This window comes from Bradyrhizobium sp. AZCC 1721, from assembly GCF_036924715.1.
Classification (GTDB): domain Bacteria; phylum Pseudomonadota; class Alphaproteobacteria; order Rhizobiales; family Xanthobacteraceae; genus Bradyrhizobium.
This window is the reverse complement of record NZ_JAZHSB010000001.1, coordinates 7,091,180-7,115,777: the sequence shown is the minus strand read 5'-3', so window position 1 is coordinate 7,115,777 and position 24,598 is coordinate 7,091,180. Positions and strand designations below refer to the sequence as shown.

Here is a 24,598-nt window from a genome sequence, read left to right as displayed (position 1 = left end):
CGGATGGAAAACGCTACGCCTGGTTCGCACGATGACAGCGATGATGGCCTACAACTGCATATCGCGATGGTCCGGTGCGCTCGGCGTCTGCGCGATCATCGCCATCATCCGTCCGGCTCATGCCGATCCGCGCACCGTGGTCGAATTGTTCACCTCGCAAGGCTGTTCGTCGTGTCCGCCGGCCGACCAGATCGTCGGCGAACTCGCCAAGGACCCGTCCATCATCGCGCTGAGCATGCCGATCGACTACTGGGACTATCTTGGCTGGAAGGACACGCTGGCGGACTCGCGTTTCAGCGCGCGCCAGAAGGCCTATTCGCATGTGCGTGGCGATCGTAACCTCTACACGCCGCAGATGATCGTCAACGGCTCGGCGCAGGTGATCGGCAGCGATCGCGCCGCCATCGAAGGCGCCATCAAGAATACCAGCAAGACTGAAGGCGTGATGTCTGTGCCGGTTAAGATGACGTTGTCGGGCAAGCTGCTCAATGTCTCGATAGAGGCGAGCAAGGTGCCGACGGCGGGCCGGGGCGAAGTCTGGATCTGCTCGGTCTCGAAGGCGGTGCCGATCTCGATCGGGCGCGGCGAGAATCGCGGCCAGCAGATCACCTACTACAACGTGGTGCGCAACCTCGTGAAGGTTGGCGACTGGAACGGAGGTTCGGGAAACTGGACCATTCCGCTTGAGAATATTTCCCGCGACGGCGTGGACGCCGCGGTCGTCTACGTCCAGGACGGCAGTCGCGAGAAGCCGGGCGCGATGCTCGGCGCCGCCATGACGGCGCTGCGCTAGTTATGTCTGCCAAGCCTGCGGCAAGCGCGGCGCGGACGTGCGGCCGGACTTCCATGATAGTTCTTCTTCCACGACGTCCATATCCATCGGGCGGCGCGCCGGCGTGCCCGCCGAGGCCGATTATCACTTCTGGCTGCTCACTCTGACTCCTCAGAGACAGTCGGGCCGTATTCCCCGAAAAGTGTTTCCCCGAAAGAGTGCCGCGTTGGTGGGGTCGACCCGCTCAACCATCGCTAGGGAACAAAATTCACGCCAGAATAGGTTTTATTGTCGAGTTCTCGGAAACCCACGTCGTGGTAGGGGTTAGTAGATGGTCCGTTGACGATAACAACGCCAAGACACGTGCATTTCTCGAATTTTGATTGCGTGACTTCGGCCACGTATGGACCGTTCCATACCGCCCCGTCCACGGCTTCCGCGTAGTAATAATACCACCGATTACTAGTCGGGTTCGCGCGGGTCTCCGTCTCGCCCGGATCTAGATTGATCCAGCCGAGAACGTCCCAGATGCCGCCGCACTGGTCCTGGCAGGCAAAATCGCGCCGCATGTAAGCGACGAACAACTTTTTCCCATACGAGTTGGTGAAGGTCACTTGAGAATGGCCGGTTCCCATCGTCAGCGTCCCTTTGTGGACTTGGCGATGCGTTCTGCAAGTGTGCCGCGCGGAATATCCTTTTTTTCGCTGCGTTGGAACCGATCGTTGCCGGCGCCTTCGTCTTTCACTTCGGCCGCGACATCCACGCCTGGCTTGTGCTGTGCGACGTTTTTGCTGATTCCGAAAGCTTCGTTTCCAGCATCACTTTCTCTTGTCGTCCTTGCCATCACATCTCTCCTCTTAAAATGGGAACGGAGGCGAGTGATCAATCGAGAGAAGAATTCCGGGCTGCGCCCCGAACCCGAGCGAGCTAATGCACAACTTTAATGTGTGTCAAATCAACGAGGTCGTCAATCAAATAGACCTTTCGCGGAAGCGTGACTGACGCGGAGCTCACTTACGCATAGCGAGCCGGATTTGCGGGAACGATTTGGCACTGGCGAGTTGAGGCGGCATTGTGAGTGGCGTGGAGTTTCGAAATGCGTAGGTCCAACTGGACGCCATCGATTGCCCCATGAGTTTGACGAAACAATCTACCTGATGGCAGATTATTCCGGCCGACTGGGACGGGCTTTGCGGGAAGCCGACTACGAAGCCACCGATCTCGAACGGTCATTCAGGATCTGATGAGCGGCCAATACAGCAATCCCTTGACGTCATTGCCTTCAATACTGCCGAGCGGTGGCCCGAAGATGTCGCCAGAGAATTACGCCGCCGGTGCGATCTGCAGATGCGCGAACTGCCCTCCTCGCTCTCAGATTCTGTCGAGCGCCATGATGGGCCTGATCGGCGGCAATTGACCTTACGGTTTGCTTAAATCGACTCCGCCGTAACCACAAGATCGCAGAAGGATAGGTCGGAGCACCAGTCGCGCCTGATTGATTTGTAACAGCGGCGCGGTCAAGCAAAGCGGCTTTAGCGAGTTCCAAGCCGGGGTTGAGGGGCCCATGGTCCTAACCTGTGGGTTGTCGCCCGCCAGCATTTGCCTTTTACTATGGCTTCGAAGGTGTCCGTCCGCGAGCGGAGGAGGCATCATCATGATCAACTTGGTGGTGATCAAGGCCATTCGCGCCTGCAACCTTCGCTGCAGCTATTGTTATTACATTAGTTAGCTCCGGACTACGCGGCCTAACTTTTTCTCCCACCTTGAATCAGCGTCGCATAATCGGCGAAGTCAGGGCCGCGCGTAACATCTGCGAGAACAGTCCCCCAAACGAAAAAGGACCAACTTTCGTTGGCCCAGTATCGGGATTAACTCCCTCTGCGAACAGGCCCGATCCCGACGGCCCCGGGGGGCTGGGGGCTGAGGAATCCGGAACCGAAAGGACCGGGCCAACGCAGGATTTTCTTTTCGCAATCTAGCGGGGCGGACGGTTGGCGGAAGTAGGGCAGCAATAAGATTCCGCTAACGATCCCGTGAATCGATATTTCCAGCGATATCGGGCCATCCGCCGCAGTTTCCTTCGTATTTGCACCCCCTTGCGGCGCCCCGCGGTTAGCGCGATCATGTAAATTGGATGACAGGAGGCGCTCCATGACCCTGATATCGGAGGACACCGATCCAAGCGATAGCCGCGCAGTGGCGCGCGTCGCCACTGCGAGCACGCCGCCGAATCGCGTCACGTTCAATCGTCTCGAACTCAACCGTATCCTCAATCTGTATGGGCGCATGGTCGCCGACGGCGAGTGGCGCGACTATGCCATCGACTTTCTGAAAGACCGCGCGGTGTTCTCCGTATTCCGCCGCGCTTCCGAAGTTCCGATCTATCGCATCGAGAAAGATCCGCGGCTCGCGCGCAAGCAGGGCATGTACAGCGTGATCTCGGCGACCGGACTGATCCTGCGCCGCGGCCACGAACTCGAGCGCGTGCTGCTGGTGATCGACCGCAAGCTGGCGGTGGTTTAATCGGCCGGGCTGCTGCGAGCCGGGGCCCATTCTACTTTGCATGGGGTTGTTTTCGCGATTTTGAGTCTGGGCCCTGCGGTGTACCGCCAAAGAGGTGCACGCGTGGCCAGACTACGAGGCGGGGACCGTCGTGCTGCCTTCGCCGAGCGCGCGCTGCATCATGACCGTGTCCAGCCAGCGGCCGAACTTGAGGCCGACGCTGGGATGCGTCCCGATCATCTGGAAGCCGCATTTGGTGTGAACGCCGATCGAGCCGGCGTTGGCGGAGTCGCCGATGACCGCGATCATCTGCCGGTAGCCGCGCGCCTCGCATTCGGCGATCAGCCGCTGCATCAGTTGCAGGCCGATACCGCGCCGGTGCGTGGCCGGCTTCAAATAGACCGAATTCTCCACCGTGAAGCGATAGGCCGGCCGTGGCCGGTAGGGGCCGGCATAGGCGTATCCGATCGCCTGGCCTTCGACGGCGGCGACCAAATAGGGAAAGCCGCCATCCGACAGCGCCCTGAATCGCCGGGTCATCTCGGCGAGGTCGGGCGGGATGAGTTCGAACGTGGCGGTGCCGTAGCGCACCGCGTGCTCGTAGATCTCGGTGATGGCGGGGAGGTCGGCCTCGGTGGCGGGCCGGATTTCGGCAGCGGACATGGGGAAAGGATATCAGGCGACAAATCTGGATCAACGCTCTTTCCGTCATGGCCGGGCATAGCCGTCTGAAGGACGGCGTCGCTTCCGCTCGCCTATGCCCGGCCATCCACGTCTTTGTCGCCACGGCGCAGGGCGTGGATGCCCGGGTCCCGTCTCCGCCGAGGCTTCTCCGCCAAGGCTTCGCCGGGCCCAAGCGCACCCGGTCGCCGAAGCTTTAGTGAAGGCGGCAAGCCGGGACTGACGGTGACTGAGCAAAACAAAAGCCCCGGCCGCGAGGCCGGGGCTTTAACCCTTGAACCTGATCGGCGGCGCTTAGTCGCGCTGGCCGAGGAGCTGCAGGAGCAGCGTGAACAGGTTGATGAAGTTCAGGTAGAGCGACAGTGCGCCGGTAATCGCCGCACGCTCTTCAACGTCAGCGCCTCCCGAAGCGTAGCCGTAGATGTACTCGTTCTTCAGCCGCTGGGTATCCCAGGCGGTGAGGCCCGCGAACACCAGCACGCCGACCACCGAGACGATGAACTGCAGCATCGAACTCGCCAGGAACAGGTTTACCAGGCTCGCGATGATGACGCCGATCAGACCCATGAACAGGAACGACCCCATGCCGCTCATGTCACGCTTGGTGGTGTAGCCATAAAGGCTGAGCGCACCGAAGGTCGCCGCGGTGATGAAGAACACCCGAACGATCGAGGTGTGCGTATACACCAGGAAGATCGACGACAGCGAAATGCCCATCAGCGCCGAGAACACCCAGAACAGCATCTGGGCGGTCGCGGGCCGCAGCCGGTTGATGCCCGCCGAGATCGCGAACACCATCGCCAGCGGCGCGAGGATGAACAGCCACTTCAGCGGGCTGACATACATCGCGTAGCCGAACTGCGTCAGGTAGGCGTTGCCGAACCTGGCGACGGCGCCGGCCTGGTCGGTGGTCACCGCGGCCATGTAGACGCCGAGCGCCGCAAGGCCGGTGATCGCCAGGCCGATGCTCATGTAGTTGTAGATGCGCAGCATGTAGGCGCGCAGACCGGCATCGACGGCCGCAGCGTCAACGCGTCCGGCAGCCCGGCCGAAAGGAGAAGCGTAGTTACGGTCTAGGTCCGACATGGTCGAATTCCCGTTGGTTGCCCGGCGGAGCGCAAGGGTTTGCGGCGCCGGTTAGATTTCTATCTCAGATGTCCCGATCTGCCGACGTTAATCTTACGTCATCAACCCGGCCACTGATCTTGGCTGGTATGTGGGAAACTAGCACATTCGATGCAAGCTTCCACGCGCGGCTGAATGTCGCTTCTCGCGACGATTTCCGGGTAAAAGCAGTATTAACCCCTGCCTTCCGCCGCTACAAATTGTCACAAATTCCGTAACACGCTGGCCGGCTTTTGGTTCAGGGCCAACAACGTTCCGGCGAGCCCCAGCCCCACCGTGACGATCAGGGCGGCTGCGACCACCCCGGCCGCGCTGCCGGCCTGCCAGATGAAGCTGAGCGTCATCAGCCTGGTCACGATCAGCCATGCCGCGATCGAGCCCGCGATCACGCCGAATATGGCCGTCGCGAGGCCGATCATGAGATACTCGAGCGCATAGGCCCCGAGCAGGCGCGCCCGGGTTGCGCCGAGCGTCTTCAGGATGACCGCGTCATAGACCCGGTGGCGATGGCCTGCGGCGAGCGCGCCGCCGAGCACCAGGATCGCCGAGATCAGCGTCACTGCACTGGCGCCGCGGATGGCGAGCACGAGGTTGGTGACGACGGTGCCGACGGTATCGAGCGCCTCGCGGACCCGAACGCTGGTCACCATCGGAAAGGCGTCCGCCACCTGCTTGATGATTCGGGCGTCGCCTGCCGGGTCGGGGTGGAGCTCCGATAGGGTCGCGACATGGCTGTGCGGCGCGCCCCTGAAGGCGTTGGGTGAGAACACCAGCACGAAATTGATGCCGAGCCCCTGCCAGTCGACGTTGCGCAGATTGCCGATTTTGGCCGCGATGTCGCGGCCGAGCACGTTGACGACGATCTCGTCGCCGATCTTGAGCTTCAGCCCGTCGGCGATCTTCTTCTCCAGCGAGACCAGCGGCGGCCCCTTGTAGTCCGCGCTCCACCATTCGCCTTCGACCACCTTCGAGCCTTTTGGAACTTCGCCGGTATAGGTCAGGCCGCGGTCACTCTGCAGCACCCATTCGGTATCCTGCGAGGGTTTGAGTTCGTCCGCCCTGACGCCGCGGGCGGCAACGATGCGCCCGCGCAGCATCGGCACGTCGTCGACGGTAGATTGCGGCGCGATCTGCTTGAGGAAGGCGCCGAAGCGGTCGGCGTCGGCGGTCGGAATGTCGATGAAGTAGAATGAGGGCGCCCGCTCCGGCAGCGCGGCCAGGAACTGCCGGCGCAGGTTGCCGTCGATCTGGGTAATGGTGACGAGGACCGCGAGCCCCAGCCCGAGCGACATCACAACCGACGGCGTCAGCGCGCCGGGCCGGTAGATATTGGCGATCGCCAGCCGCAGCATGGTGATGCTGGACCGCGGCAGGCGCCGCGCCAGCGCCATCAGGCCGGCAGCGACGCCGCGCAACAGTGCAAACACCGCAACCGAAGCGACGACGAACACGGCGGCGACCCGCTTGTCATAGGCCAGCCCGATCGCGACCGCGACCAGGAGCACGATCACCACGGCCATCAGCGCGAGATAGCTCCAGCGCGGACGGTGCCATTCGCGGGCGACCTCTTCGCGGAACAATGCCGCGACCGGGACATCATGGACCCGGCCGAGCGGCCACAGCCCGAAGGCGAGCGCGGTGAGCAGGCCGTAGAGGAACGACAGCGCCAGTTCGTCGGCGTGCAGGGCAGGGATCACCGGCAGCGGCAGCAGCTTGCCGAACAGGCCGACGATGACAAACGGCAAGGCCGCGCCGGCGGCAAGCCCGATCATCGAGCCGATCCCGGCGAGCACGATCACCTGCGTCAGGTAGATGGTGAAGACGTCGCGCCCGGTGGCGCCAAGCGCCTTGAACGAGGCGATGACGTCGCGTCGGCGATCGATATGGCTCTTGACGGCATTAGCGACGCCGACGCCGCCGACCAGAAGGGCCGCGAGGCCAACCAGCGTCAGGAATTGGGTGAAGCGGTTGATGGTGCGTTCGAGCTGCGGCGAGGCATTGTCGCGGCTGCGGATCCACCAGCCGGCTTCCGGCAAGGCGCTCCGGGCGCTGTTGACCAATTGGGCGGCGGCGCGTTCGTCGGCCGCATTGTCCGGCAATTTAACCCGGTACATCCAGCGCACCAGGCTACCCGGCTGCAGCAATCCGCTGGCGCGCAGGCTCTGCTCGCTGACCAGTACGCGCGGGCCCAGGCCGACATTGCCGGCGAGCTTGTCCGGCTCGGCGCCAACCACGCTGCGAATCTGGACCGTGGCATTGCCGATGCCGATGCGGTCGCCGAGCTTGAGATCGAGCCGCGCCAGCAGGGTGGAATCGACCGCCGCGCCGAACGCGCCATCGCGTTCAGCCAGCAGATCCGACGTCGGCATTTGGGGATCAAGCGTCAACTGTCCGAGCATCGGATAGTTGCCGTCGACCGCCTTGAGCTCGACCAGCGCCAGCTTGCCGTCGCTGGCGCGGGCCATCACCCGCAGCGCGGCCGCGACCGACACCTGGCCGCGCGCGCGCAGGAAAGCGAGTTCCTCCGGCTTGGCCTCACGCTGGATCAGCGAGAATGCGACGTCGCCGCCGAGCAATGTTCGGCCCTCGCGGGTCAGACCTTCGCTAAGGCTTGCCGCCACCGAGCCGACGCCGGCAATTGCCATGACGCCGAGCGCGATGCAGGCGATGAAGACGTAGAAGCCGCGCAAGCCGCCGCGCAATTCGCGAAGCGCGTAACGCGGCGCCAGCGAGGATGCGCGGCTCTTGTAGACCGGCTCGGAAATCGCGGTCATGAGTGCCCGTCGATCCGGCCTGAGCGCAGCCGCACCACGCGGTCGCAGCGCTGCGCCAGCGAGCTGTCGTGCGTCACCAGCACCAGCGTCATGCCGCGCTCGGCATGTTTGGTGAAGAGCATGTCGACGATCTGCTTGCCGGTGGTTTCATCGAGATTGCCCGTCGGCTCGTCCGCGACGAGAATGGCGGGATCGGGTGCCAGGGCGCGAGCCAGCGCCACGCGCTGCTGTTCGCCACCGGACAATTGGGTCGGGTAATGATGCAGGCGCTCGCCGAGGCCGACCGACGCCAATTCCTTCGCCGCGCGCTCCGCCGCGTCGGGGCTACCGGCAAGCTCCAGCGGCACGGCCACGTTTTCCAGCGCCGTCATGGTCGGGATCAGATGAAACGACTGGAACACGATGCCGACCTGGCGGCCGCGGAAGCGGGCGAGGGCGTCCTCGTCGAGGGCATTGAACGGCGTGCCGTTGACCACCACCTCTCCGCTGTCAGGACGTTCCAACCCCGCCATCACCATCAGCAAGGTCGATTTGCCCGAACCTGACGGCCCGATCAGGCCGATCGCCTCGCCGGATGCCACACGAAGGCTGATATCTTTCAGGATATGAACGCGTGCGGCGCCTGTGCCGAGCGAGAGGTTGACGTTGGAGATGGAAATGGTGTCCGGCCCGACGCCGGTCAGTGAAGAGGGTTCGATGAGACTGTCCATGGCTCGGTCATATGGCACTTCCACCGCTCGGGTCGAGGGCTTGAAACGGATGTTTGCGCACATACGCGTGTTGATTGTGGCTTTGATGACGGCCGGGCCGGTTTTGGCCCAGACTCAAGCCCCGGCCACTGCACCCGCCAAACCGGTCAAAATGGTCGTCCTCGGTGATTCCTTGAGCGCTGGCCTCGGCCTGTCTGCGCCGGCAGCGTTCCCCGCCCGCCTGCAAAAAGCGTTAAGCGACAAGGGGATAAAGGTCGATATGATCAACGCCGGAGTGTCCGGCGATACCACGTCCGGCGGTCGCGACCGGCTGGACTGGTCGATCCCGGAGGGAACTGAGGCTGTGATTCTCGAACTCGGCGCCAACGATGCGCTCCGCGGCATCGACCCCGCCGTCACCCGCGCGGCGCTGAGCGATATCCTGACCCGGCTGAAGGCGCGCAAGATCGCGGTTCTCTTGTGCGGGATGCTGGCGCCGCCCAATTACGGCAGCGAATATGCGGCGCGCTTCAACGCCATCTATCCGGAGCTATCCAAATCGTTCGGCGTGCCGCTCTACCCATTTTTCCTGGAGGGGGTTGCGAGCGAGGCCAAGCTCAACCAGGCCGACGGAATTCATCCGACCGCCGAGGGCATCGATGTCATCGTGAAGAATATTCTGCCCATGGTGGAGGCATTTATCGGCACGATCTCCGGGCAGCGGAGTTGAAAAAGCAGCAACGAATGAGGTTACCCCAAGGTTTTCCCGTAGCATTGCGGAGTGCTCGCCCCGCGTGCTTCGCAGAGTCACATAAGTCGGATAGAAAATAACTATCGGTGATTCGTCACCGGGCGCTGTTACAGGACATGGTCCTTTTTAAGGTCATGCCCAAGCATCGGGAGTCATGCGATGCCACGTTTGTTTGCTGGACTGGAAATTCCGGCCGAGATCGGCCAGAGCCTTTCCAATTTGCGTGGCGGCCTTCCCGGCGCACGCTGGATCGATCCCGAAAATTATCACGTCACCTTGCGCTTCATCGGCGATATCGACGGCATGTCGGCGAATGAAATCGCCTCGATGCTGTTTCGGGTCAACCGCAAGCCGTTCGAGGTCAAGGTGCAGGGCCTGCAGAGCTTTGGCGGCAAGAAACCGCGCGCAGTGGTCGCTTCCGTCGAGCCGAGCCGGCCGCTGATCGAGCTGCAGGCCGAACTCGAACGGCTGATGCAGCGGCTCGGGCTCGACCCGGAGGGGCGCAAATTCATTCCCCATGTGACGCTGGCGCGGCTGCACGACGCCTCCAGCCAGGACGTTGCCGATTATCTCTCGGTGCGCGGCTATTTCCCGAGCCGCACGTTCTGGGCTTCGCGCTTCGTGTTGTTCTCGTCCCGCGCGTCCACCGGCGGCGGGCCTTATGTGGTCGAGGATTCCTATGCGCTGAGTGCGTGAGGGCTTGGTGCGCGTCACGTCCACCGCTGTCATCATCCGCGAAAGCGGATGATCCAGTATACTAGAGACACCTGCGATAGAACCGAGGAGCCGCGGCGTACTGGATACCCGCTTTCGCGGGTATGACGAGTAGTGTTTGCATACCCCCAGCACCAATTCACGGCTTGCAATTTCCGCTCGCTTGAGGCCGAAAGGGGCCATGCTGTCGACTGACCCCACCTCGTTCCGCGCACAGTATCAGGCTCTGGTTTCCTCCGGCGCGATCGAGGCCGATCCCGCGCAGGCGGAAGCTGCCGAGGCGTTTGCCGCACTTGAGGAGCGGCTGTCGAGCTACAAGCCGGCGCGCAAGGTGAGCCTGCTCGGCCGATTGTTCGGCGACAAAAGCGAGCCGCCGCCGCGCGGGCTTTACATTCACGGCGAGGTCGGCCGCGGCAAGACCATGCTGATGGACCTGTTCTTTCAGCAGAGCCCGGTCCAGCGCAAGCGCCGCGCCCACTTCCACGAGTTCATGGCCGAGGCGCATGAGAAGATCTACGCCTACCGCCAGAACATCGCGCGCGGTGAAATCGAAGATAGCGACGTGATCGAGCTGACGGCCAACGCGATCTTCGACGAGGCGTGGCTGCTGTGCTTCGACGAATTCCACGTCACCGACATCGCCGACGCCATGATCCTGGGCCGGCTGTTCTCAAAACTATTCGAACTCGGCACCGTCGTGGTCGCGACTTCCAACGTCGCGCCCGAAGACCTCTACAAGGGCGGGCTCAACCGCGCGCTGTTCCTGCCGTTCATTTCGCAGATCGAAGACCGCATGGATGTGCTGCGGCTCGATGCCCGCACCGATTTCCGGCTGGAAAAACTGGCCGGTGTCAAGATGTGGCTGGTGCCGCCGGATGATGAAGCCGGCGCCGCCCTCGACCGCGCCTGGAGAAAGATGACCGGCAACGCGCCGTGCAAGCCGCGCGACATTGCGATCAAGGGCCGCGTCCTGCGGGTGCCGTGTTCGGCGCACGGCGTGGCGCGATTTTCCTTTGCCGATATCTGCGAAAAGCCGCTGGCCGCGTCGGACTATCTGCGGCTGGCGCACGACTATCACACCATCCTGATCGATCGCATTCCAGTGATGGATTACGCCGAGCGCAACGCCGCCAAGCGCTTTATCTCGCTGATCGACACGCTCTACGACAACGCGGTGAAGCTGATGGCCTCGGCCGAGGCCGATCCGGTGTCGCTGTATGTCGCTGCCGAGGGCGTTGAAGCCAACGAGTTCAAGCGGACCGCGTCGCGTCTGATCGAAATGAGTTCCGAATCCTATTTGGCGCTTCCACACGGAAGGAAGGATTCCGCGGCCAGCGGATCGAGCACCGGGCTGGTGGAGACGTAGTCTCTTCCGTCATTGGTCTTTCCCCGTCATAGCGAGGAGCAAAGCGGACGAAGCAATCCATCTATCCCCGAGTGGAGAGGTGGATTGCTTCGCTTCGCTCGCAATGACGGGGATGACGGTCGTGGCATACCTGACCGAATTCAAGGCGCGGCCTTAGAATCGGGCATGCCCCGGCTTGAACCGGCCATTCGAAAGGGATAACCAGCCATCCGACTGATTATCCACCCTCACTCTTCGTCTCAGAAGGACAAATTTCCCATGGCGCGCGACAAGATTGCTTTGATTGGCTCCGGTCAGATCGGCGGAACGCTGGCTCACCTCGTCGGCCTGAAGGAGCTTGGCGACGTCGTGATGTTCGACATCGCCGAGGGCGTCCCCCAGGGTAAAGCGCTCGACATCGCGCAATCTTCGCCGGTCGACGGTTTCGACGCCCATCTGACAGGCGCCAATTCCTATGAGGCGCTCGATGGCGCCAAGGTCTGCATCGTCACCGCTGGCGTGCCGCGCAAGCCCGGCATGAGCCGCGACGACCTTCTGAGCATCAATCTCAAGGTCATGGAGCAGGTCGGCGCCGGCATCAAGAAGTATGCGCCCGATGCGTTCGTCATCTGCATCACCAACCCGCTGGATGCGATGGTGTGGGCGCTGCAGAAGGCTTCCGGCCTGCCGCACAAGAAGGTGGTGGGCATGGCCGGCGTGCTCGACTCCGCGCGGTTCCGCTACTTCCTGGCCGACGAATTCCACGTCTCGGTCGAGGACGTCACCGCTTTCGTGCTCGGCGGCCATGGCGACACCATGGTGCCGTTGACGCGCTACTCCACGGTCGCCGGCATTCCGCTGCCCGACCTCGTCAAAATGGGCTGGACCTCGCAGACCCGCATCGACGAGATCGTCGACCGAACCCGCAACGGCGGCGCCGAGATCGTCAATCTCCTGAAGACCGGTTCGGCGTTCTACGCCCCGGCCGCTTCGGCGATCGCGATGGCCGAGAGCTATCTGAAGGACAAGAAGCGCGTGCTGCCCTGCGCCGCCTATCTCAACGGCGAGTACAGCGTGAAGGACATGTATGTCGGCGTCCCCGTCGTGATCGGCTCGAAGGGCGTCGAGCGCATCGTCGAGATCGAGCTGGCCGGCAAGGATCGCGAAGCCTTCGACAAGTCGGTCGGCGCGGTTCAGGGCCTGGTCGACGCCTGCAAGAAGATCGCGCCCGACCTGCTCGGTCGTTGATTTTGCTCAGCTTTCGCCCCTTGCCGGGGGCGAAAGCGTTTTCAGGGTTGCAGTTATCTTGGTATGTGGTATGCCAACTACCAATGCCGGTGAACTGTAGAACTCGCCGCTAAGGGTTTTGGGGAGCGTCCAAATGAATATCCACGAATACCAGGCCAAGGCTCTGCTGCATGAATTCGGCGTGCCGATTTCGCGTGGCGTGCCTGTCTTGAAGGCCTCGGATTCGGAAGCCGCCGCCAAACAGCTTCCCGGCCCGATCTGGGTGGTGAAGAGCCAGATCCATGCCGGCGGCCGCGGCAAGGGCAAATTCAAGGAAGCTTCCGCCGGCGACAAGGGCGGCGTCCGCATCGCGAAATCAGTCGCCGAGGTCAACGAATTCGCCAAGCAGATGCTGGGGGCGACGCTGGTCACGGTGCAGACCGGGCCGCAGGGCAAGCAGGTCAATCGCCTCTACATCGAGGAAGGCTCCGACATCGACAAGGAGTTTTATCTCTCAATCCTGGTCGACCGTGAAACTTCCGAAGTCGCGTTCGTGGTCTCGACCGAAGGCGGCGTCAATATCGAGGACGTCGCCCACAACACGCCTGAGAAGATCGTGACATTCTCCGTCGATCCGGCAACCGGCATCATGGCTCATCACGGCCGCACGGTCGCGAAAGCCCTGAAGCTCACCGGCGATCTCGCCAAGCAGGCGGAGAAGCTGGTGACGCAGCTCTACACGGCCTTCGTTGCCAAGGACATGGCGATGCTGGAGATCAATCCGCTCGTCGTCACCAAGCAGGGCGAACTGCGCGTGCTCGATGCCAAGGTGTCGTTCGATGACAACGCGCTGTTCCGCCATCCCGACGTGGCGGTGGCGTTGCGCGATTTGACCGAGGAAGATGCCAAGGAGGTCGAGGCGTCGAAGTACGACCTCAATTACGTCACGCTCGACGGCACCATCGGCTGCATGGTCAACGGCGCCGGCCTTGCGATGGCGACCATGGACATCATCAAGCTCTACGGCATGGAGCCCGCCAACTTCCTCGACGTCGGCGGCGGCGCCAGCAAGGAGAAGGTGGCGGCGGCGTTCAAGATCATAACCGCCGACCCGAACGTGAAGGGCATCCTGGTCAACATCTTCGGCGGCATCATGAAGTGCGACATCATCGCCGAAGGCGTGGTCGCCGCCGTGAAGGAAGTCGGCCTGAAAGTGCCGCTGGTGGTGCGGCTCGAAGGCACCAATGTCGACGCCGGCAAGCAGATCATCCGCGAATCCGGCCTCAACGTGGTACCTGCCGACAATCTCGACGATGCCGCACAGAAAATCGTGAAAGCCGTCAAGGGAGGCTAGCGATGGCTGACCATCTCGCCGCACCGACACCGCTGGAAGAACACCGCCGGCTCGCGGTTTTTGCGGGCGAGTGGGCGGGCGAGGAAATGGTCTATCCGTCGCGCTGGACCGCAGGCGGTCCGGCGACCTCGCATGTGGTCGCGCGCGTCGATCTCAACGGCTTTTACCTGATTCAGGACACCCGTCAGATGCGCGACGGCAAGGAGGCTTTCGCCACCCACGGCGTGTTCACCTATGACCGCGACGACCGGACCTACAAATTATTCTGGCACGATTCGCTCGGCTACTATTCGCCGGCACCAGCCTCCGGCGCCTGGGTCGGCAACAAGCTGACCCTGGTGCGCGGCTCGCTGCGCGGCAATGCGCGCCACGTCTATGAAGTCGTCGACGACAACAACTACACCATGAAGATCCAGTTCTCGCCTGATGCCGAAGGATGGGCCGACGTGCTCACCGGCACGTACCGTCGCATTCATTAACCCCCTCGTTCACGGTCACCGAAGAAAGCGTTCGCAATCATGTCCGTTCTGATCGACAGCAACACCAAAGTCATCTGCCAGGGTTTTACGGGCAAGAACGGCACGTTCCATTCGGAAGCCGCGATCGCGTATGGCACCAAGATGGTCGGCGGCACCTCGCCGGGTAAGGGCGGCTCGACGCATCTCGGCTTGCCCGTCTTCGACACCGTTCGTGAGGCGCGCGAGAAGACCGGCGCTGACGCCAGCGTGATCTATGTCCCGCCGCCGGGTGCGGCAGACGCGATCTGCGAAGCGATCGATGCGGAGATTCCGCTGATCGTCTGCATCACCGAGGGCATTCCGGTGCTGGACATGGTGCGCGTGAAGCGTTCGTTGTCGGGATCGAAATCCCGGCTGATCGGGCCGAACTGCCCGGGCGTGATGACGGCGGGCGAGTGCAAGATCGGCATCATGCCGGCCAATATCTTCAAGCCGGGCAGCGTCGGGATCGTTTCCCGTTCGGGCACGTTGACTTATGAGGCCGTGTTCCAGACCACCCAGGAGGGCCTCGGTCAGACCACCGCGGTCGGCATCGGCGGCGACCCGGTCAAGGGTACCGAATTCATCGACGTGCTGGAGATGTTCCTCAGGGACGAGAAAACCACCTCGATCATCATGATTGGTGAAATCGGCGGCTCGGCCGAGGAAGACGCCGCCCAATTCATCAAGGACGAAGCCAAGCGCGGCCGGAAAAAGCCGATGGTTGGCTTCATCGCGGGCGTCACCGCCCCTCCCGGCCGCCGCATGGGGCATGCCGGCGCCATCATTTCCGGCGGCAAGGGTGACGCAGGCTCCAAGACGGCGGCCATGGAGGCGGCCGGAATTACGGTGTCTCCGTCGCCGGCACGGCTCGGACATACCCTTGCCGAAAAGTTGAAATCTTAATTCAGTTCTTGGTCCTTTTAGGCGGGAATATCCGTCTTAAATAGGGTAAAGCTTCTTACCGAGCTGGTTCGGGCCTCCCGGACCGGCTACAGCGCCGTTTTCCACGCGCAAAGCGAAACTCACCAGGACGCCATCATGTCTCGCCAGGACGCGAACGCAGCATTTGCCCTTTCCTCATTTTTGCAAGGCACCAACGCCACCTATATCGACGAGCTCTACGCCCGCTACGAGCAGGACCCCGGCTCGGTCGACAACGACTGGCAGCAATTCTTCAAGAGCCTGAAAGACACCCCGGCCGACGTCCAGAAGAACGCCGAGGGGCCTTCCTGGGGCCGCGACAACTGGCCGATCACGCCGCAGGACGAACTGACCTCGGCGCTGGACGGTAACTGGGTCACCGTCGAGAGGGCCGTCGGCGCCAAGCTAGCCGCCAAGGCGCAGGCCAAGGGCGCCGAACTATCCCCTGCCGACGTCAACCAGGCGACGCGCGATTCGGTTCGCGCCCTGATGCTGATCCGCGCCTACCGCATGCGCGGTCATTTCCACGCCAAGCTCGATCCGCTCGGCATCGAAGCGCCGCGCGATCGCGAAGAGCTCGATCCGCGCACCTATGGCTTCACCGAGGCCGATTTCGACCGCAAGATCTTCCTCGATCATGTGCTCGGGCTCGAATACGGCTCGCTGCGCGAGATCGTCGCGATCTGTGAACGCACCTACTGCCAGACGCTCGGCGTCGAGTTCATGCACATCAGCAACGCGGCGCAGAAGGCCTGGATCCAGGAGCGCATCGAGGGGCCGGACAAGGAAATCAGTTTTACGCCGGAAGGGCGCCGCGCCATCCTCAACAAGCTGATCGAAGCCGAAGGTTTCGAAAAATTCTGCGATCTCAAATTCACCGGCACCAAGCGTTTCGGCCTCGACGGTGCCGAGTCGTTGATCCCCGCGCTGGAGCAGATCATCAAGCGCGGCGGCAATCTCGGCGTGAAGGAAATCGTTTTGGGCATGCCGCATCGCGGCCGCCTCAACGTGCTGACGCAGGTGATGGGCAAGTCGCACCGCGCGCTGTTCCATGAATTCAAGGGCGGCTCCGCCAATCCCGAGGACGTCGAAGGCTCGGGCGACGTGAAGTATCACCTCGGCGCGTCGTCCGACCGCGAGTTCGACGGCAACAAGATCCATCTGTCGCTGACCGCCAACCCGTCGCATCTGGAAATCGTCGACCCCGTCGTGCTCGGCAAGGTGCGCGCCAAGCAGGACCAGCACGGCGATCCGCCCGACATGCGCATCTCGGTGCTGCCGCTGCTGCTGCACGGCGACGCCGCGTTCGCCGGCCAGGGCGTGGTGGCGGAATGCTTCAGCCTCTCCGACCTGAAGGGCTACCGCACCGGCGGCTCGCTGCATTTCATCGTCAACAACCAGATCGGTTTCACCACCTATCCGCGCTATTCGCGCTCCTCGCCATATCCGTCCGACGTGGCGAAGATGATCGATGCGCCGATCTTCCACGTGAACGGCGACGATCCGGAAGCGGTGGTGTTCGCGGCGAAGGTCGCGATCGAGTTCCGGCAGAAATTCCACAAGCCGGTCGTGATCGACATGTTCTGCTATCGCAGGCACGGCCATAACGAGGGCGATGAGCCGGCGTTTACCCAGCCGGTGATGTACAAGCACATCGCCTCGCATCCGTCGACGCTCGAACTCTACGCCAAGCGCCTGGTCGCCGACGGCGTGCTGACCGAAGGCGAGGTCGGGAAGGCGAAGGCCGACTGGCGCGCGCGGCTCGATGCCGAGCTCGAGGCAGGCTCCGGCTACAAGCCCAACAAGGCCGACTGGCTCGACGGCAAATGGGCCGGCTTCAAATCCGCCGACCAGGAAGAAGACGCTCGCCGCGGCGTCACCGGCGTCGATGTCGGTATCCTCAAGGATATCGGGCGCAAGATCACCAAGGTGCCGGACGGTTTCCGGGTTCACCGCACGATCCAGCGTTTCCTGGAAAACCGCGCCAAGGCCATCGACAACGGTGTCGGCATCGACTGGGCGACCGGCGAAGCGCTGGCGTTCTGCACGCTGATGCAGGAAGGCCACCACGTCCGGCTATCCGGCCAGGATTCCGAACGCGGCACCTTCTCGCAGCGCCATTCGGTGCTGATCGACCAGGAAGACGAGAGCCGCTACACGCCGTTCAACCACCTTGGCCACGATCAGGGCCACTACGAGGTCATCAACTCGCTGCTGTCCGAAGAGGCGGTGCTCGGCTTCGAGTACGGTTATTCGCTGGCCGAGCCGAAGGCGCTGGCGATGTGGGAAGCCCAGTTCGGCGACTTCGCCAATGGTGCGCAGGTGCTGTTCGACCAGTTCATCTCTTCCGGCGAACGCAAATGGCTGCGCATGTCCGGCCTCGTCTGCTTGCTGCCACATGGCTATGAAGGGCAGGGACCGGAGCACTCCTCGGCGCGGCTTGAGCGTTTCCTGCAGATGTGCGCCGAAGACAACATGCAGGTGGTGTATCCGACCACGCCGGCGAATTACTTCCACGTGCTACGGCGCCAGTTACATCGCGAGATCCGCAAGCCCCTGATCGTGATGACGCCGAAGTCGCTGTTGCGCCACAAGCGCGCGGTCTCGCGGCTCGATGAGCTAGGCAAGGACACGACGTTCCACCGCATTCTGTACGATGACGCGCAGATGCTGCCCGACGAGAAGATCAAGCTGGCGCCTGACGACAAGATCCGCCGCGTCCTGCTGTGCTCGGGCAAGGTCTATTACGATCTTTACGAGGAGCGCGAGAAGCGCGGCATCGACGACATCTACATCCTGCGCGTCGAGCAGCTCTATCCGGTGCCGCTGAAGGCGCTGGTGCAGGAGCTCGTCCGCTTCAAGAACGCCGAAGTGGTGTGGTGCCAGGAAGAGCCGCGCAACATGGGCGCATGGCATTTCATCGAGCCCTACCTCGAATGGGTGCTGAACCAGATCCACGCGCCGAACCGGCGTCCGCGTTACGCCGGCCGCGCCGCCTCGGCGGCAACCGCCACCGGTTTGATGTCGAAGCATCTGGCGCAACTCAAGGCCATGCTGGATGAGGCGCTGAACTAGCAATTGCCCCAAGTCGTCATGCCCGGGGCAAAGGCGCGCAGTGCCGTCTTCGCCCCAATGTCCCGGGCATCCACGTCTTGCTTGTCAAAATTGTCTTAGGGCGTGGATGGCTGGGACGAGCCCGGCCATGACGCAAAGAGGAAAAATACCATGACTGAAATTCGTGTTCCGACGCTCGGCGAGTCCGTGACGGAAGCCACCATCGGCCGCTGGTTCAAGAAGGCCGGCGAGGCGGTGGCGGTGGATGAGCCGCTGGTCGAGCTCGAGACCGACAAGGTCACCATCGAAGTGCCGGCGCCATCCGCCGGCGTGCTCGGCGAGATCGCGGCCAAGGACGGCGAGACCGTCGCCGTCGGCGCGCTGCTCGGGCAGATCAATGAAGGTGCCGCCAGCGCCGCCAAGCCGGCCGCGGCCGCACCCGCCAAGACCACCGCTCCGGCTGCAGCGCCCGCCGCGGCACCTGCTGCGGCTCCGAAGGCTGCGGCAGCAGATGCGCCGCTGGCGCCGTCGGTTCGCAAACTTTCCGCCGAGAGCGGCATCGATGCGGCGACTGTGCCCGGCTCCGGCAAGGACGGCCGCGTCACCAAGGGCGACATGCTGGCCGCGATCGAGAAGGCGGCGTCGGCGCCGACCCCGGTCAATCAGCCGGCCGCTTCCGTGCAGGTCCGCGCGCCGTCGCCGGCCGATGATGCCGCGCGCGAAGAGCGCGTGAAGATGACGCGGCTGCGCCAGACCATCGCGCGGCGGCTGAAGGACGTGCAGAACACGGCCGCGATGCTCACGACCTTCAACGAGGTCGACATGAGCCACATCATGGCGATGCGCGCGCAGTACAAGGACGTGTTCGAGAAGAAGCATGGCAGCAAGCTCGGCTTCATGGGCTTCTTCACCAAGGCAGTGGTGCAGGCGCTGAAGGACATCCCGGCCGTCAATGCCGAGATCGACGGCACCGATTTGATCTACAAGAACTATTACCACATCGGCGTCGCCGTCGGCACCGACAAGGGTTTGGTCGTGCCTGTGGTGCGCGACTGCGACCACAGGTCGATCTCCGACATCGAAAAATCGATCGCCGATTTCGGCCGCCGCGCCCGCGACGGCCAGCTCAAGATCGACGAGATGCAGGGCGGCACCTTCACCATCACCAATGGCGGCATCTACGGTTCGCTGATGTCGACGCCGATCCTCAACGCCCCGCAATCCGGCATCTTGGGCATGCACAAGATCCAGGAGCGGCCGATGGTGGTCGGCGGCAAGATCGAGGTGCGCCCGATGATGTATCTGGCGCTGTCCTATGATCACCGCGTGATCGACGGCAAGGAGGCGGTGACGTTCCTGGTGCGCGTCAAGGAGAGCCTGGAGGATCCCGCGCGGCTGGTGCTGGATCTCTGACACAACACGCTTGCCGGCGTCGGCGCTCATGCCTGCGCCGCAAGCCGTGGATCATGCACGTTGATTTGTGGGGCCTGATGTGACGGACAAGGTTGTTGTGATCACCGGCGGCAGCCGCGGCATCGGCCGTGCGGCCGCCATCGCCGCCGCCGCGCGCGGCTTTCGCGTCGTGGTCGGCTACGCCAGCAACAAGGCGGCGGCCGATGAGGTCGTCTCGCTGATCGAACGCAAGAACGGCAAGGCGATCGCCGTGAAGTGCGACGTTGGCAGCGAGGCGGACATTCTCGCGCTGTTCAAGGCCGCCGATGACTTCGGGACGCTTGGGGCGCTCGTCAACAATGCCGGCATTGTCGGCCCGACGATACGTGTCGAGGAGATGTCGGCCGAGCGCATCCAGCGCATGATGGCAGTCAACGTCACCGGCAGCATTTTATGCGCGCGCGAAGCCGTGAAGCGGATGTCGACCCGCAACGGCGGCGCGGGCGGCGTCATCGTCAATCTTTCCTCGGTCGCGGCGAAACTCGGCTCGCCCAATACGTATGTGGATTATGCGGCGTCCAAGGGCGCGGTTGATTCCTTCACCATCGGCCTTGGCTATGAGGTTGCCGGAGAGGGCATTCGGGTCGCCGCGATCCGGCCTGGACTGATCGATACGGATATTCATGCTTCCGGCGGCGAGCCCGACCGCGCGCATCGGCTCGCGCATATGGTGCCGATGAAGCGCGTCGGCACCGCCGAAGAAATCGCCAATGCCATCGTCTGGTTGATTTCGGACGAGGCTTCCTACGTCACCAGCGCCATCCTGGATGTATCGGGCGGCCGGTAATACCTGACACCTTATCTCAGCTACAGGACTTCATCATGGCTTCCTACGATCTCGTCGTCATCGGCACCGGTCCGGGCGGATATGTCTGCGCGGTGCGCGCGGCGCAACTCGGCATGAAGGTGGCCGTGGTCGAGAAAAACGCGACGCTGGGCGGCACCTGCCTCAACGTCGGCTGCATGCCGTCGAAGGCGCTGCTGCATGCCTCCGAAATGTTCGAAGAGGCCGGGCACTCCTTTGCCAAAATGGGCGTCAGCATTTCCGCGCCGAAGCTCGATCTGCCGGCGATGATGAATTTCAAGCAGCAGGGCATCGACGGCAACGTCAAGGGCGTCGAGTTCCTGATGAAGAAAAACAAGATCGACGTCCTCTACGGCGCCGGCAAGATTCTTGGCGCAGGCAAGGTCGAGGTCAGCGGTAATGGCAAGTCGCAGACGGTCGAGACCAAGAACATCGTCATCGCCACTGGCTCCGACATCGCGCGGCTGAAGGGCATCGAGATCGACGAGAAGCGCGTGGTGTCGTCGACCGGCGCGCTGTCGCTCGCGAAAGTGCCGGAGAAGCTTCTGATCATTGGCGCAGGCGTGATCGGGCTGGAGCTCGGCTCGGTCTGGAAACGGCTTGGTGCCGAGGTCATGGTGGTCGAATTCCTCGATCGCATCCTGCCCGGTATGGATGGGGAAGTCGCCAAGCAATTCCAGCGCATCCTCGAAAAGCAGGGCTTTGTATTCAAGCTCGGCGCCAAGGTGACGGCGGTCGACGCTTCCGGCAAGACGTTGAAGGCAACGGTGGAGCCGGCGGCGGGCGGCGCAGCGGAAACGATTGAGACCGACGTGGTGCTGGTCTGCATCGGCCGCGTGCCCTACACCGAAGGGCTCGGCTGCAAGGAAGCCGGCATTGCACTCGACAATCGCGGCCGCGTGCAGATCGACGCGCATTTCGCTACCAGCCTGAAAGGCGTCTATGCGATCGGCGACGTCGTGGCGGGGCCGATGCTCGCGCACAAGGCCGAGGATGAAGGCGTTGCCTGCGCCGAGATCATTGCGGGGCAGGCGGGCCACGTGAACTACGATGTTATCCCGGGCGTCGTGTATACGACGCCGGAAGTGTCATCGGTCGGCAAGACCGAGGAAGAGCTGAAGCAGGCCGGCGTTGCCTACACCTCAGGCAAATTCCCGTTCACCGCCAACGGCCGCTCCAAGGTCAACCAGACCACTGACGGTTTTGTGAAGGTTCTCGCGGATGCGAAGACCGATCGCGTGCTCGGCGTGCACATTGTCGGCCGCGAGGCCGGCGAAATGATTCAGGAAGCTGCTGTTCTCATGGAGTTTGGCGGTTCTGCCGAGGATCTGGCGCGGACGTGTCACGCGCATCCGACCCGCTCGGAAGCGATCAAGGAAGCCGCGCTTGCGGTCGGCAAACGCGCCATCCATATGTGATCGACGTCCGGCAGAGCATGATTGAAGAAGCGGCTATCCATTCTCGAAAAGACCATGCTTTGAACGTAGAGATAGAGCGGAGCGACGAATCAAGAATGTCATTCCTCTCTAAAGATCACGATCGATGATGCGCCGCCTACTTCAGCCGTTCTGGGTCCTGCTTGCGGTCATCTTCCTGATCGAAGCCTGGCTGTGGGATCATCTCGAGCCGATCGTCGAGCGCATCGTTGCGCTGATTCCGCTTCGCGCCTTCAAGCGATGGCTGTCCGACCGGGTCGATGCGCTGTCGCCGGCGATGACGCTGATCGTGTTTGCCGTGCCTGTCATCCCGCTGTTTCCGCTCAAGCTGGCCGGGCTCTGGCTACTGGCGCACCAATACTGGTTCAGCGCGGCGGTCGTGATCGTGTTCGGCAAATTGCTCGGCGTCGGCGTCACCGCGTTCATCTTCGACGTGACGCGGCCGAAGCTGCTGCAGATGGCGTGGTTCAAGAAGACCTATGAATTCGTCATGGCGATGCGCGCCAAGGCAGCCGCCCTGGTCCATCCAATCAAGCAGCGCATCCGGGAAATTTTGCGCGGCGACGGTGATAGCTGGTCATCGCGCATGCTGCGCACGATCGCGCGCTTCCGCAGGAGCGTGCACGAAGCGCGGTAGCTTCTTGCTGTCGTCGCCCGGCTTGACCGGCGCCCAGTATTCCAGAGGCGCCGGTGATTGAGTCGAGAAGCCGCGGCGTACTGGATGCCCCGCCTTCGCGGGGCATGACCACTCAATGCAAATGCAAAAGATGCGGGGCGTAGAGGCCGAGCGCGGTGATGCCGATGCCGGCGATCGCCAATATGCCGGAGACCCAGGCCAGCACGATCATGCCGGTGATGATGGTGGCGGACGCCAGCACGATGCCGATCTGGAAGGCGGCTGAAGCGATTTCGTAGTGGTGATATTTTGCGGTCGCCTCGTCGCGCTCGTGCTCGGCGTGCTTGGCGCGTTTTGCCAACTCTTCCGAACCTTCGCCGGTGTCCGGCTCCGAGCGATAGCGCTGCGCAGTCTTGTTCCAGTCGTCGATCTGCTTCTGCAGCGCCGCCTTTGCGCCATCGTCCCCGACGGTGCCGAGGCTGAGCTTGGCGTGTTCGGCGGTGGCCTGCACCACGGTGCGGCGGATGCTCTTGGCCTGGAAGAATGCCCAGAGATTCGAAGCCTCGACATTCTTGCTGATGGCTTCGGTCTGTGCGCCCTTGCCCAGCGTTTCCGACAGCGCCAGAAACAGGGCGATCACCGCGATCAGCAACGCGATCTTCTTGTTCGACCCCGAAGCGTGCTCGGCATGCTCCGCATGCTCCATGCTTTCATGTGCGCCCATTTATACTCCCCTCCTGTCGGTTGACGCGCGCACGATTGCCGGAACCGCAACGCGAGCGCAAGAGGTCAGCTAAGGAAGCCACCGATGTGACGGGAGTATGTCGACGCCGAGCGCCGAGATTCAGCCGCGCGGATGCGCACTCTTGTACACTTCCAAGAGCCGCTCGCTGTCGATCCCGGTGTAGATCTGGGTGGTCGAGAGCGAGGCGTGGCCGAGCAGTTCCTGGATCGCGCGCAGATCGCCGCCGCGGCTGAGCAGATGGGTTGCGAAAGAATGCCGCAGCGCGTGCGGGGTGGCGCTGTCGGGTAGCCCCAGCGCGCCGCGCAGTCGCTCCATGGTGAGCTGGATGATCCGTGGGGAAAGCGGTCCGCCGCGCGCGCCGACGAAGATCGGGCCGGCCGGCGGCAATGAATGCGGGCACATCGCAACGTAATCGGCGATCAGCGCCAGCACGTTTTGCAGCACCGGCACCATGCGGGTCTTGTTGCCCTTGCCGGTGACGATAATGACGTCGCCTTCGCCCGGTTTGGGCACGTCCTGGCGTTTCAGTCCCAGCGCTTCGGAGATACGCAAGCCAGATCCATAGAGCAGCGCCATCACCGCGGCGTCGCGCGCGAGAATCCAGGGATCACGTTCCTCGCCGGCGCGCTCGTCGGCATCGGCAAAGCGCCTGGCGGCGGCCATCTGGATCGGCTTCGGCAGGCTTTTTGCAATTTTCGGCGCGCGGATCGCGGACAGAGCTCCGACCTTGCCCTTGCCCTCCCGTTCGAGGTAGCGGCCGAACGACCGCAACCCCGCCAGCGCCCGCATCAGCGAGCGCCCGGCGATGTCGTCGGCACGGCGCATCGCCATGAAAGCCCTGACGTCGGTGGCCTCCAGCGCTGCAAATCGTTTCAGCGTGACCTTCTCACCCCAGTGTTCGGCAAGGAAAGTGAGGCATTGGCGGAGGTCGCGGGCGTAGGCTTCGAGCGTCTTTTGCGATAGCCGCCGTTCGGCGCGCAGATGCGTCAGCCAGCGGGTCATCTCCCGCGCGAGACCTTCGTCGGCGCATTCGAGCTCGATCGCTTGCAGTGCCGGAACTTCCCTGGCCATCATCCTTGCCTTCGAGAGCCTGTCTTGAGAGCTTGTCTTGGAGACGGTGATTCAGCGCATTATA

General features: G+C 62.9%; 22 protein-coding genes. 14 read left to right on the top strand and 8 right to left on the bottom strand.

What is annotated here, in order from left to right; all coding sequences use genetic code 11:
• Nucleotides 1-31 precede the first annotated feature (31 nt).
• Complete coding sequence (locus V1273_RS33765) at nucleotides 32-793, top strand: DUF1223 domain-containing protein (protein WP_334412117.1); 762 nt, start codon at nucleotides 32-34, stop codon at nucleotides 791-793.
• Between the two features lie 233 nt (nucleotides 794-1,026).
• Here the strand turns inward: V1273_RS33765 and V1273_RS33760 are convergent, their stop codons facing one another.
• Both V1273_RS33760 and V1273_RS33755 read right to left on the bottom strand, forming a co-directional pair.
• Nucleotides 1,027-1,407 carry a DUF1036 domain-containing protein gene (locus V1273_RS33760; protein WP_334365602.1) on the bottom strand — a complete coding sequence of 127 codons (381 nt, stop codon included), beginning with the start codon at nucleotides 1,405-1,407 and terminating at the stop codon, nucleotides 1,027-1,029.
• A 2-nt stretch (nucleotides 1,408-1,409) separates the two neighbouring features.
• On the bottom strand, nucleotides 1,410-1,616 hold the full coding sequence (locus tag V1273_RS33755; RefSeq protein ID WP_334365601.1) for a hypothetical protein: 207 nt from the start codon (nucleotides 1,614-1,616) through the stop codon (nucleotides 1,410-1,412).
• 1,307 nt (nucleotides 1,617-2,923) lie between these two features.
• Between V1273_RS33755 and V1273_RS33750 the strand changes: the two genes are divergently transcribed.
• Nucleotides 2,924-3,295, top strand: a complete 372-nt coding sequence (locus V1273_RS33750; protein WP_334379785.1) for a DUF2794 domain-containing protein — start codon at nucleotides 2,924-2,926, stop codon at nucleotides 3,293-3,295.
• Nucleotides 3,296-3,406: 111 nt separating this feature from the next.
• Here V1273_RS33750 and V1273_RS33745 read toward each other — a convergent pair whose 3' ends face one another.
• The 4 genes from V1273_RS33745 to V1273_RS33730 all read right to left on the bottom strand — a co-directional run bounded on the left by V1273_RS33745 (nucleotide 3,407) and on the right by V1273_RS33730 (nucleotide 8,564).
• On the bottom strand, nucleotides 3,407-3,937 hold the full coding sequence (locus tag V1273_RS33745; protein WP_334412116.1) for a GNAT family N-acetyltransferase: 531 nt from the start codon (nucleotides 3,935-3,937) through the stop codon (nucleotides 3,407-3,409).
• 312 nt (nucleotides 3,938-4,249) lie between these two features.
• Entirely contained in the window at nucleotides 4,250-5,041 is a 792-nt protein-coding gene (locus V1273_RS33740; protein WP_334365598.1) for a Bax inhibitor-1/YccA family protein, read from the bottom strand.
• Between the two features lie 242 nt (nucleotides 5,042-5,283).
• Nucleotides 5,284-7,854 carry an ABC transporter permease gene (locus V1273_RS33735; RefSeq protein WP_334412115.1) on the bottom strand — a complete coding sequence of 857 codons (2,571 nt, stop codon included), beginning with the start codon at nucleotides 7,852-7,854 and terminating at the stop codon, nucleotides 5,284-5,286.
• Entirely contained in the window at nucleotides 7,851-8,564 is a 714-nt protein-coding gene (locus tag V1273_RS33730) for an ABC transporter ATP-binding protein (RefSeq protein WP_334371954.1), read from the bottom strand. Before V1273_RS33730 ends, V1273_RS33735 begins: the two co-directional genes overlap by 4 nt.
• Between V1273_RS33730 and V1273_RS33725 the strand changes: the two genes are divergently transcribed.
• The 12 genes from V1273_RS33725 to V1273_RS33670 all read left to right on the top strand — a co-directional run bounded on the left by V1273_RS33725 (nucleotide 8,563) and on the right by V1273_RS33670 (nucleotide 22,739).
• Nucleotides 8,563-9,273: an arylesterase gene (locus V1273_RS33725; protein ID WP_442894179.1), complete on the top strand. Its 711-nt coding sequence runs from the start codon at nucleotides 8,563-8,565 to the stop codon at nucleotides 9,271-9,273. The two genes, V1273_RS33730 and V1273_RS33725, sit on opposite strands and share 2 nt — an antisense overlap.
• 180 nt (nucleotides 9,274-9,453) lie before the next feature.
• Complete coding sequence (gene thpR / locus V1273_RS33720; protein WP_028348494.1) at nucleotides 9,454-9,990, top strand: RNA 2',3'-cyclic phosphodiesterase; 537 nt, start codon at nucleotides 9,454-9,456, stop codon at nucleotides 9,988-9,990.
• Nucleotides 9,991-10,189: 199 nt separating this feature from the next.
• On the top strand, nucleotides 10,190-11,374 hold the full coding sequence (zapE, locus tag V1273_RS33715) for a cell division protein ZapE (RefSeq protein WP_334412113.1): 1,185 nt from the start codon (nucleotides 10,190-10,192) through the stop codon (nucleotides 11,372-11,374).
• Between the two features lie 258 nt (nucleotides 11,375-11,632).
• A complete protein-coding gene (gene mdh / locus V1273_RS33710) occupies nucleotides 11,633-12,601 on the top strand; it encodes a malate dehydrogenase (RefSeq protein ID WP_065744744.1) in 969 nt (322 codons plus the stop codon).
• Nucleotides 12,602-12,734: 133 nt separating this feature from the next.
• Nucleotides 12,735-13,934: an ADP-forming succinate--CoA ligase subunit beta gene (sucC, locus tag V1273_RS33705; protein ID WP_334365594.1), complete on the top strand. Its 1,200-nt coding sequence runs from the start codon at nucleotides 12,735-12,737 to the stop codon at nucleotides 13,932-13,934.
• Between the two features lie 2 nt (nucleotides 13,935-13,936).
• Complete coding sequence (locus V1273_RS33700) at nucleotides 13,937-14,413, top strand: DUF1579 family protein (RefSeq protein ID WP_065744742.1); 477 nt, start codon at nucleotides 13,937-13,939, stop codon at nucleotides 14,411-14,413.
• 39 nt (nucleotides 14,414-14,452) lie between these two features.
• Nucleotides 14,453-15,337, top strand: coding sequence for a succinate--CoA ligase subunit alpha (sucD, locus tag V1273_RS33695; RefSeq protein ID WP_334412112.1), 885 nt, complete (start codon nucleotides 14,453-14,455; stop codon nucleotides 15,335-15,337).
• Nucleotides 15,338-15,472: 135 nt separating this feature from the next.
• Nucleotides 15,473-18,430, top strand: coding sequence for a 2-oxoglutarate dehydrogenase E1 component (locus V1273_RS33690; RefSeq protein WP_334412111.1), 2,958 nt, complete (start codon nucleotides 15,473-15,475; stop codon nucleotides 18,428-18,430).
• A 150-nt stretch (nucleotides 18,431-18,580) separates the two neighbouring features.
• Nucleotides 18,581-19,822 carry a 2-oxoglutarate dehydrogenase complex dihydrolipoyllysine-residue succinyltransferase gene (gene odhB / locus V1273_RS33685; protein ID WP_334412110.1) on the top strand — a complete coding sequence of 414 codons (1,242 nt, stop codon included), beginning with the start codon at nucleotides 18,581-18,583 and terminating at the stop codon, nucleotides 19,820-19,822.
• A 79-nt stretch (nucleotides 19,823-19,901) separates the two neighbouring features.
• The gene (locus V1273_RS33680) at nucleotides 19,902-20,648 is read left to right on the top strand and encodes an SDR family oxidoreductase (RefSeq protein WP_334412109.1); all 747 of its coding nucleotides are present in this window, start codon (nucleotides 19,902-19,904) and stop codon (nucleotides 20,646-20,648) included.
• Nucleotides 20,649-20,683: 35 nt separating this feature from the next.
• Nucleotides 20,684-22,084, top strand: a complete 1,401-nt coding sequence (gene lpdA / locus V1273_RS33675; RefSeq protein WP_334412108.1) for a dihydrolipoyl dehydrogenase — start codon at nucleotides 20,684-20,686, stop codon at nucleotides 22,082-22,084.
• Between the two features lie 124 nt (nucleotides 22,085-22,208).
• The gene (locus V1273_RS33670) at nucleotides 22,209-22,739 is read left to right on the top strand and encodes a hypothetical protein (protein ID WP_334379793.1); all 531 of its coding nucleotides are present in this window, start codon (nucleotides 22,209-22,211) and stop codon (nucleotides 22,737-22,739) included.
• A gap of 112 nt (nucleotides 22,740-22,851) precedes the next feature.
• Here the strand turns inward: V1273_RS33670 and V1273_RS33665 are convergent, their stop codons facing one another.
• Nucleotides 22,852-23,442: a DUF4337 domain-containing protein gene (locus V1273_RS33665; protein WP_334365588.1), complete on the bottom strand. Its 591-nt coding sequence runs from the start codon at nucleotides 23,440-23,442 to the stop codon at nucleotides 22,852-22,854.
• 120 nt (nucleotides 23,443-23,562) lie between these two features.
• Nucleotides 23,563-24,534 (bottom strand): tyrosine recombinase XerC, encoded by a 972-nt coding sequence (locus V1273_RS33660; RefSeq protein WP_334412107.1) that lies wholly within the window; start codon nucleotides 24,532-24,534, stop codon nucleotides 23,563-23,565.
• Nucleotides 24,535-24,598: the final 64 nt, after the last annotated feature.

What these genes read in the sequence shown, in the direction of transcription:
- V1273_RS33765 (WP_334412117.1), top strand. Translation starts at nt 32, where the DNA reads ATGACAGCGATGATGGCCTACAACTGCATATCGCGATGGTCCGGTGCG.
- V1273_RS33760 (WP_334365602.1), bottom strand. Translation starts at nt 1,407, where the DNA reads ATGGGAACCGGCCATTCTCAAGTGACCTTCACCAACTCGTATGGGAAA.
- V1273_RS33755 (WP_334365601.1), bottom strand. Translation starts at nt 1,616, where the DNA reads ATGGCAAGGACGACAAGAGAAAGTGATGCTGGAAACGAAGCTTTCGGA.
- V1273_RS33750 (WP_334379785.1), top strand. Translation starts at nt 2,924, where the DNA reads ATGACCCTGATATCGGAGGACACCGATCCAAGCGATAGCCGCGCAGTG.
- V1273_RS33745 (WP_334412116.1), bottom strand. Translation starts at nt 3,937, where the DNA reads ATGTCCGCTGCCGAAATCCGGCCCGCCACCGAGGCCGACCTCCCCGCC.
- V1273_RS33740 (WP_334365598.1), bottom strand. Translation starts at nt 5,041, where the DNA reads ATGTCGGACCTAGACCGTAACTACGCTTCTCCTTTCGGCCGGGCTGCC.
- V1273_RS33735 (WP_334412115.1), bottom strand. Translation starts at nt 7,854, where the DNA reads ATGACCGCGATTTCCGAGCCGGTCTACAAGAGCCGCGCATCCTCGCTG.
- V1273_RS33725 (WP_442894179.1), top strand. Translation starts at nt 8,563, where the DNA reads ATGGCTCGGTCATATGGCACTTCCACCGCTCGGGTCGAGGGCTTGAAA.
- V1273_RS33730 (WP_334371954.1), bottom strand. Translation starts at nt 8,564, where the DNA reads ATGGACAGTCTCATCGAACCCTCTTCACTGACCGGCGTCGGGCCGGAC.
- thpR (WP_028348494.1), top strand. Translation starts at nt 9,454, where the DNA reads ATGCCACGTTTGTTTGCTGGACTGGAAATTCCGGCCGAGATCGGCCAG.
- zapE (WP_334412113.1), top strand. Translation starts at nt 10,190, where the DNA reads ATGCTGTCGACTGACCCCACCTCGTTCCGCGCACAGTATCAGGCTCTG.
- mdh (WP_065744744.1), top strand. Translation starts at nt 11,633, where the DNA reads ATGGCGCGCGACAAGATTGCTTTGATTGGCTCCGGTCAGATCGGCGGA.
- sucC (WP_334365594.1), top strand. Translation starts at nt 12,735, where the DNA reads ATGAATATCCACGAATACCAGGCCAAGGCTCTGCTGCATGAATTCGGC.
- V1273_RS33700 (WP_065744742.1), top strand. Translation starts at nt 13,937, where the DNA reads ATGGCTGACCATCTCGCCGCACCGACACCGCTGGAAGAACACCGCCGG.
- sucD (WP_334412112.1), top strand. Translation starts at nt 14,453, where the DNA reads ATGTCCGTTCTGATCGACAGCAACACCAAAGTCATCTGCCAGGGTTTT.
- V1273_RS33690 (WP_334412111.1), top strand. Translation starts at nt 15,473, where the DNA reads ATGTCTCGCCAGGACGCGAACGCAGCATTTGCCCTTTCCTCATTTTTG.
- odhB (WP_334412110.1), top strand. Translation starts at nt 18,581, where the DNA reads ATGACTGAAATTCGTGTTCCGACGCTCGGCGAGTCCGTGACGGAAGCC.
- lpdA (WP_334412108.1), top strand. Translation starts at nt 20,684, where the DNA reads ATGGCTTCCTACGATCTCGTCGTCATCGGCACCGGTCCGGGCGGATAT.
- V1273_RS33670 (WP_334379793.1), top strand. Translation starts at nt 22,209, where the DNA reads ATGATGCGCCGCCTACTTCAGCCGTTCTGGGTCCTGCTTGCGGTCATC.
- V1273_RS33665 (WP_334365588.1), bottom strand. Translation starts at nt 23,442, where the DNA reads ATGGGCGCACATGAAAGCATGGAGCATGCGGAGCATGCCGAGCACGCT.
- V1273_RS33660 (WP_334412107.1), bottom strand. Translation starts at nt 24,534, where the DNA reads ATGGCCAGGGAAGTTCCGGCACTGCAAGCGATCGAGCTCGAATGCGCC.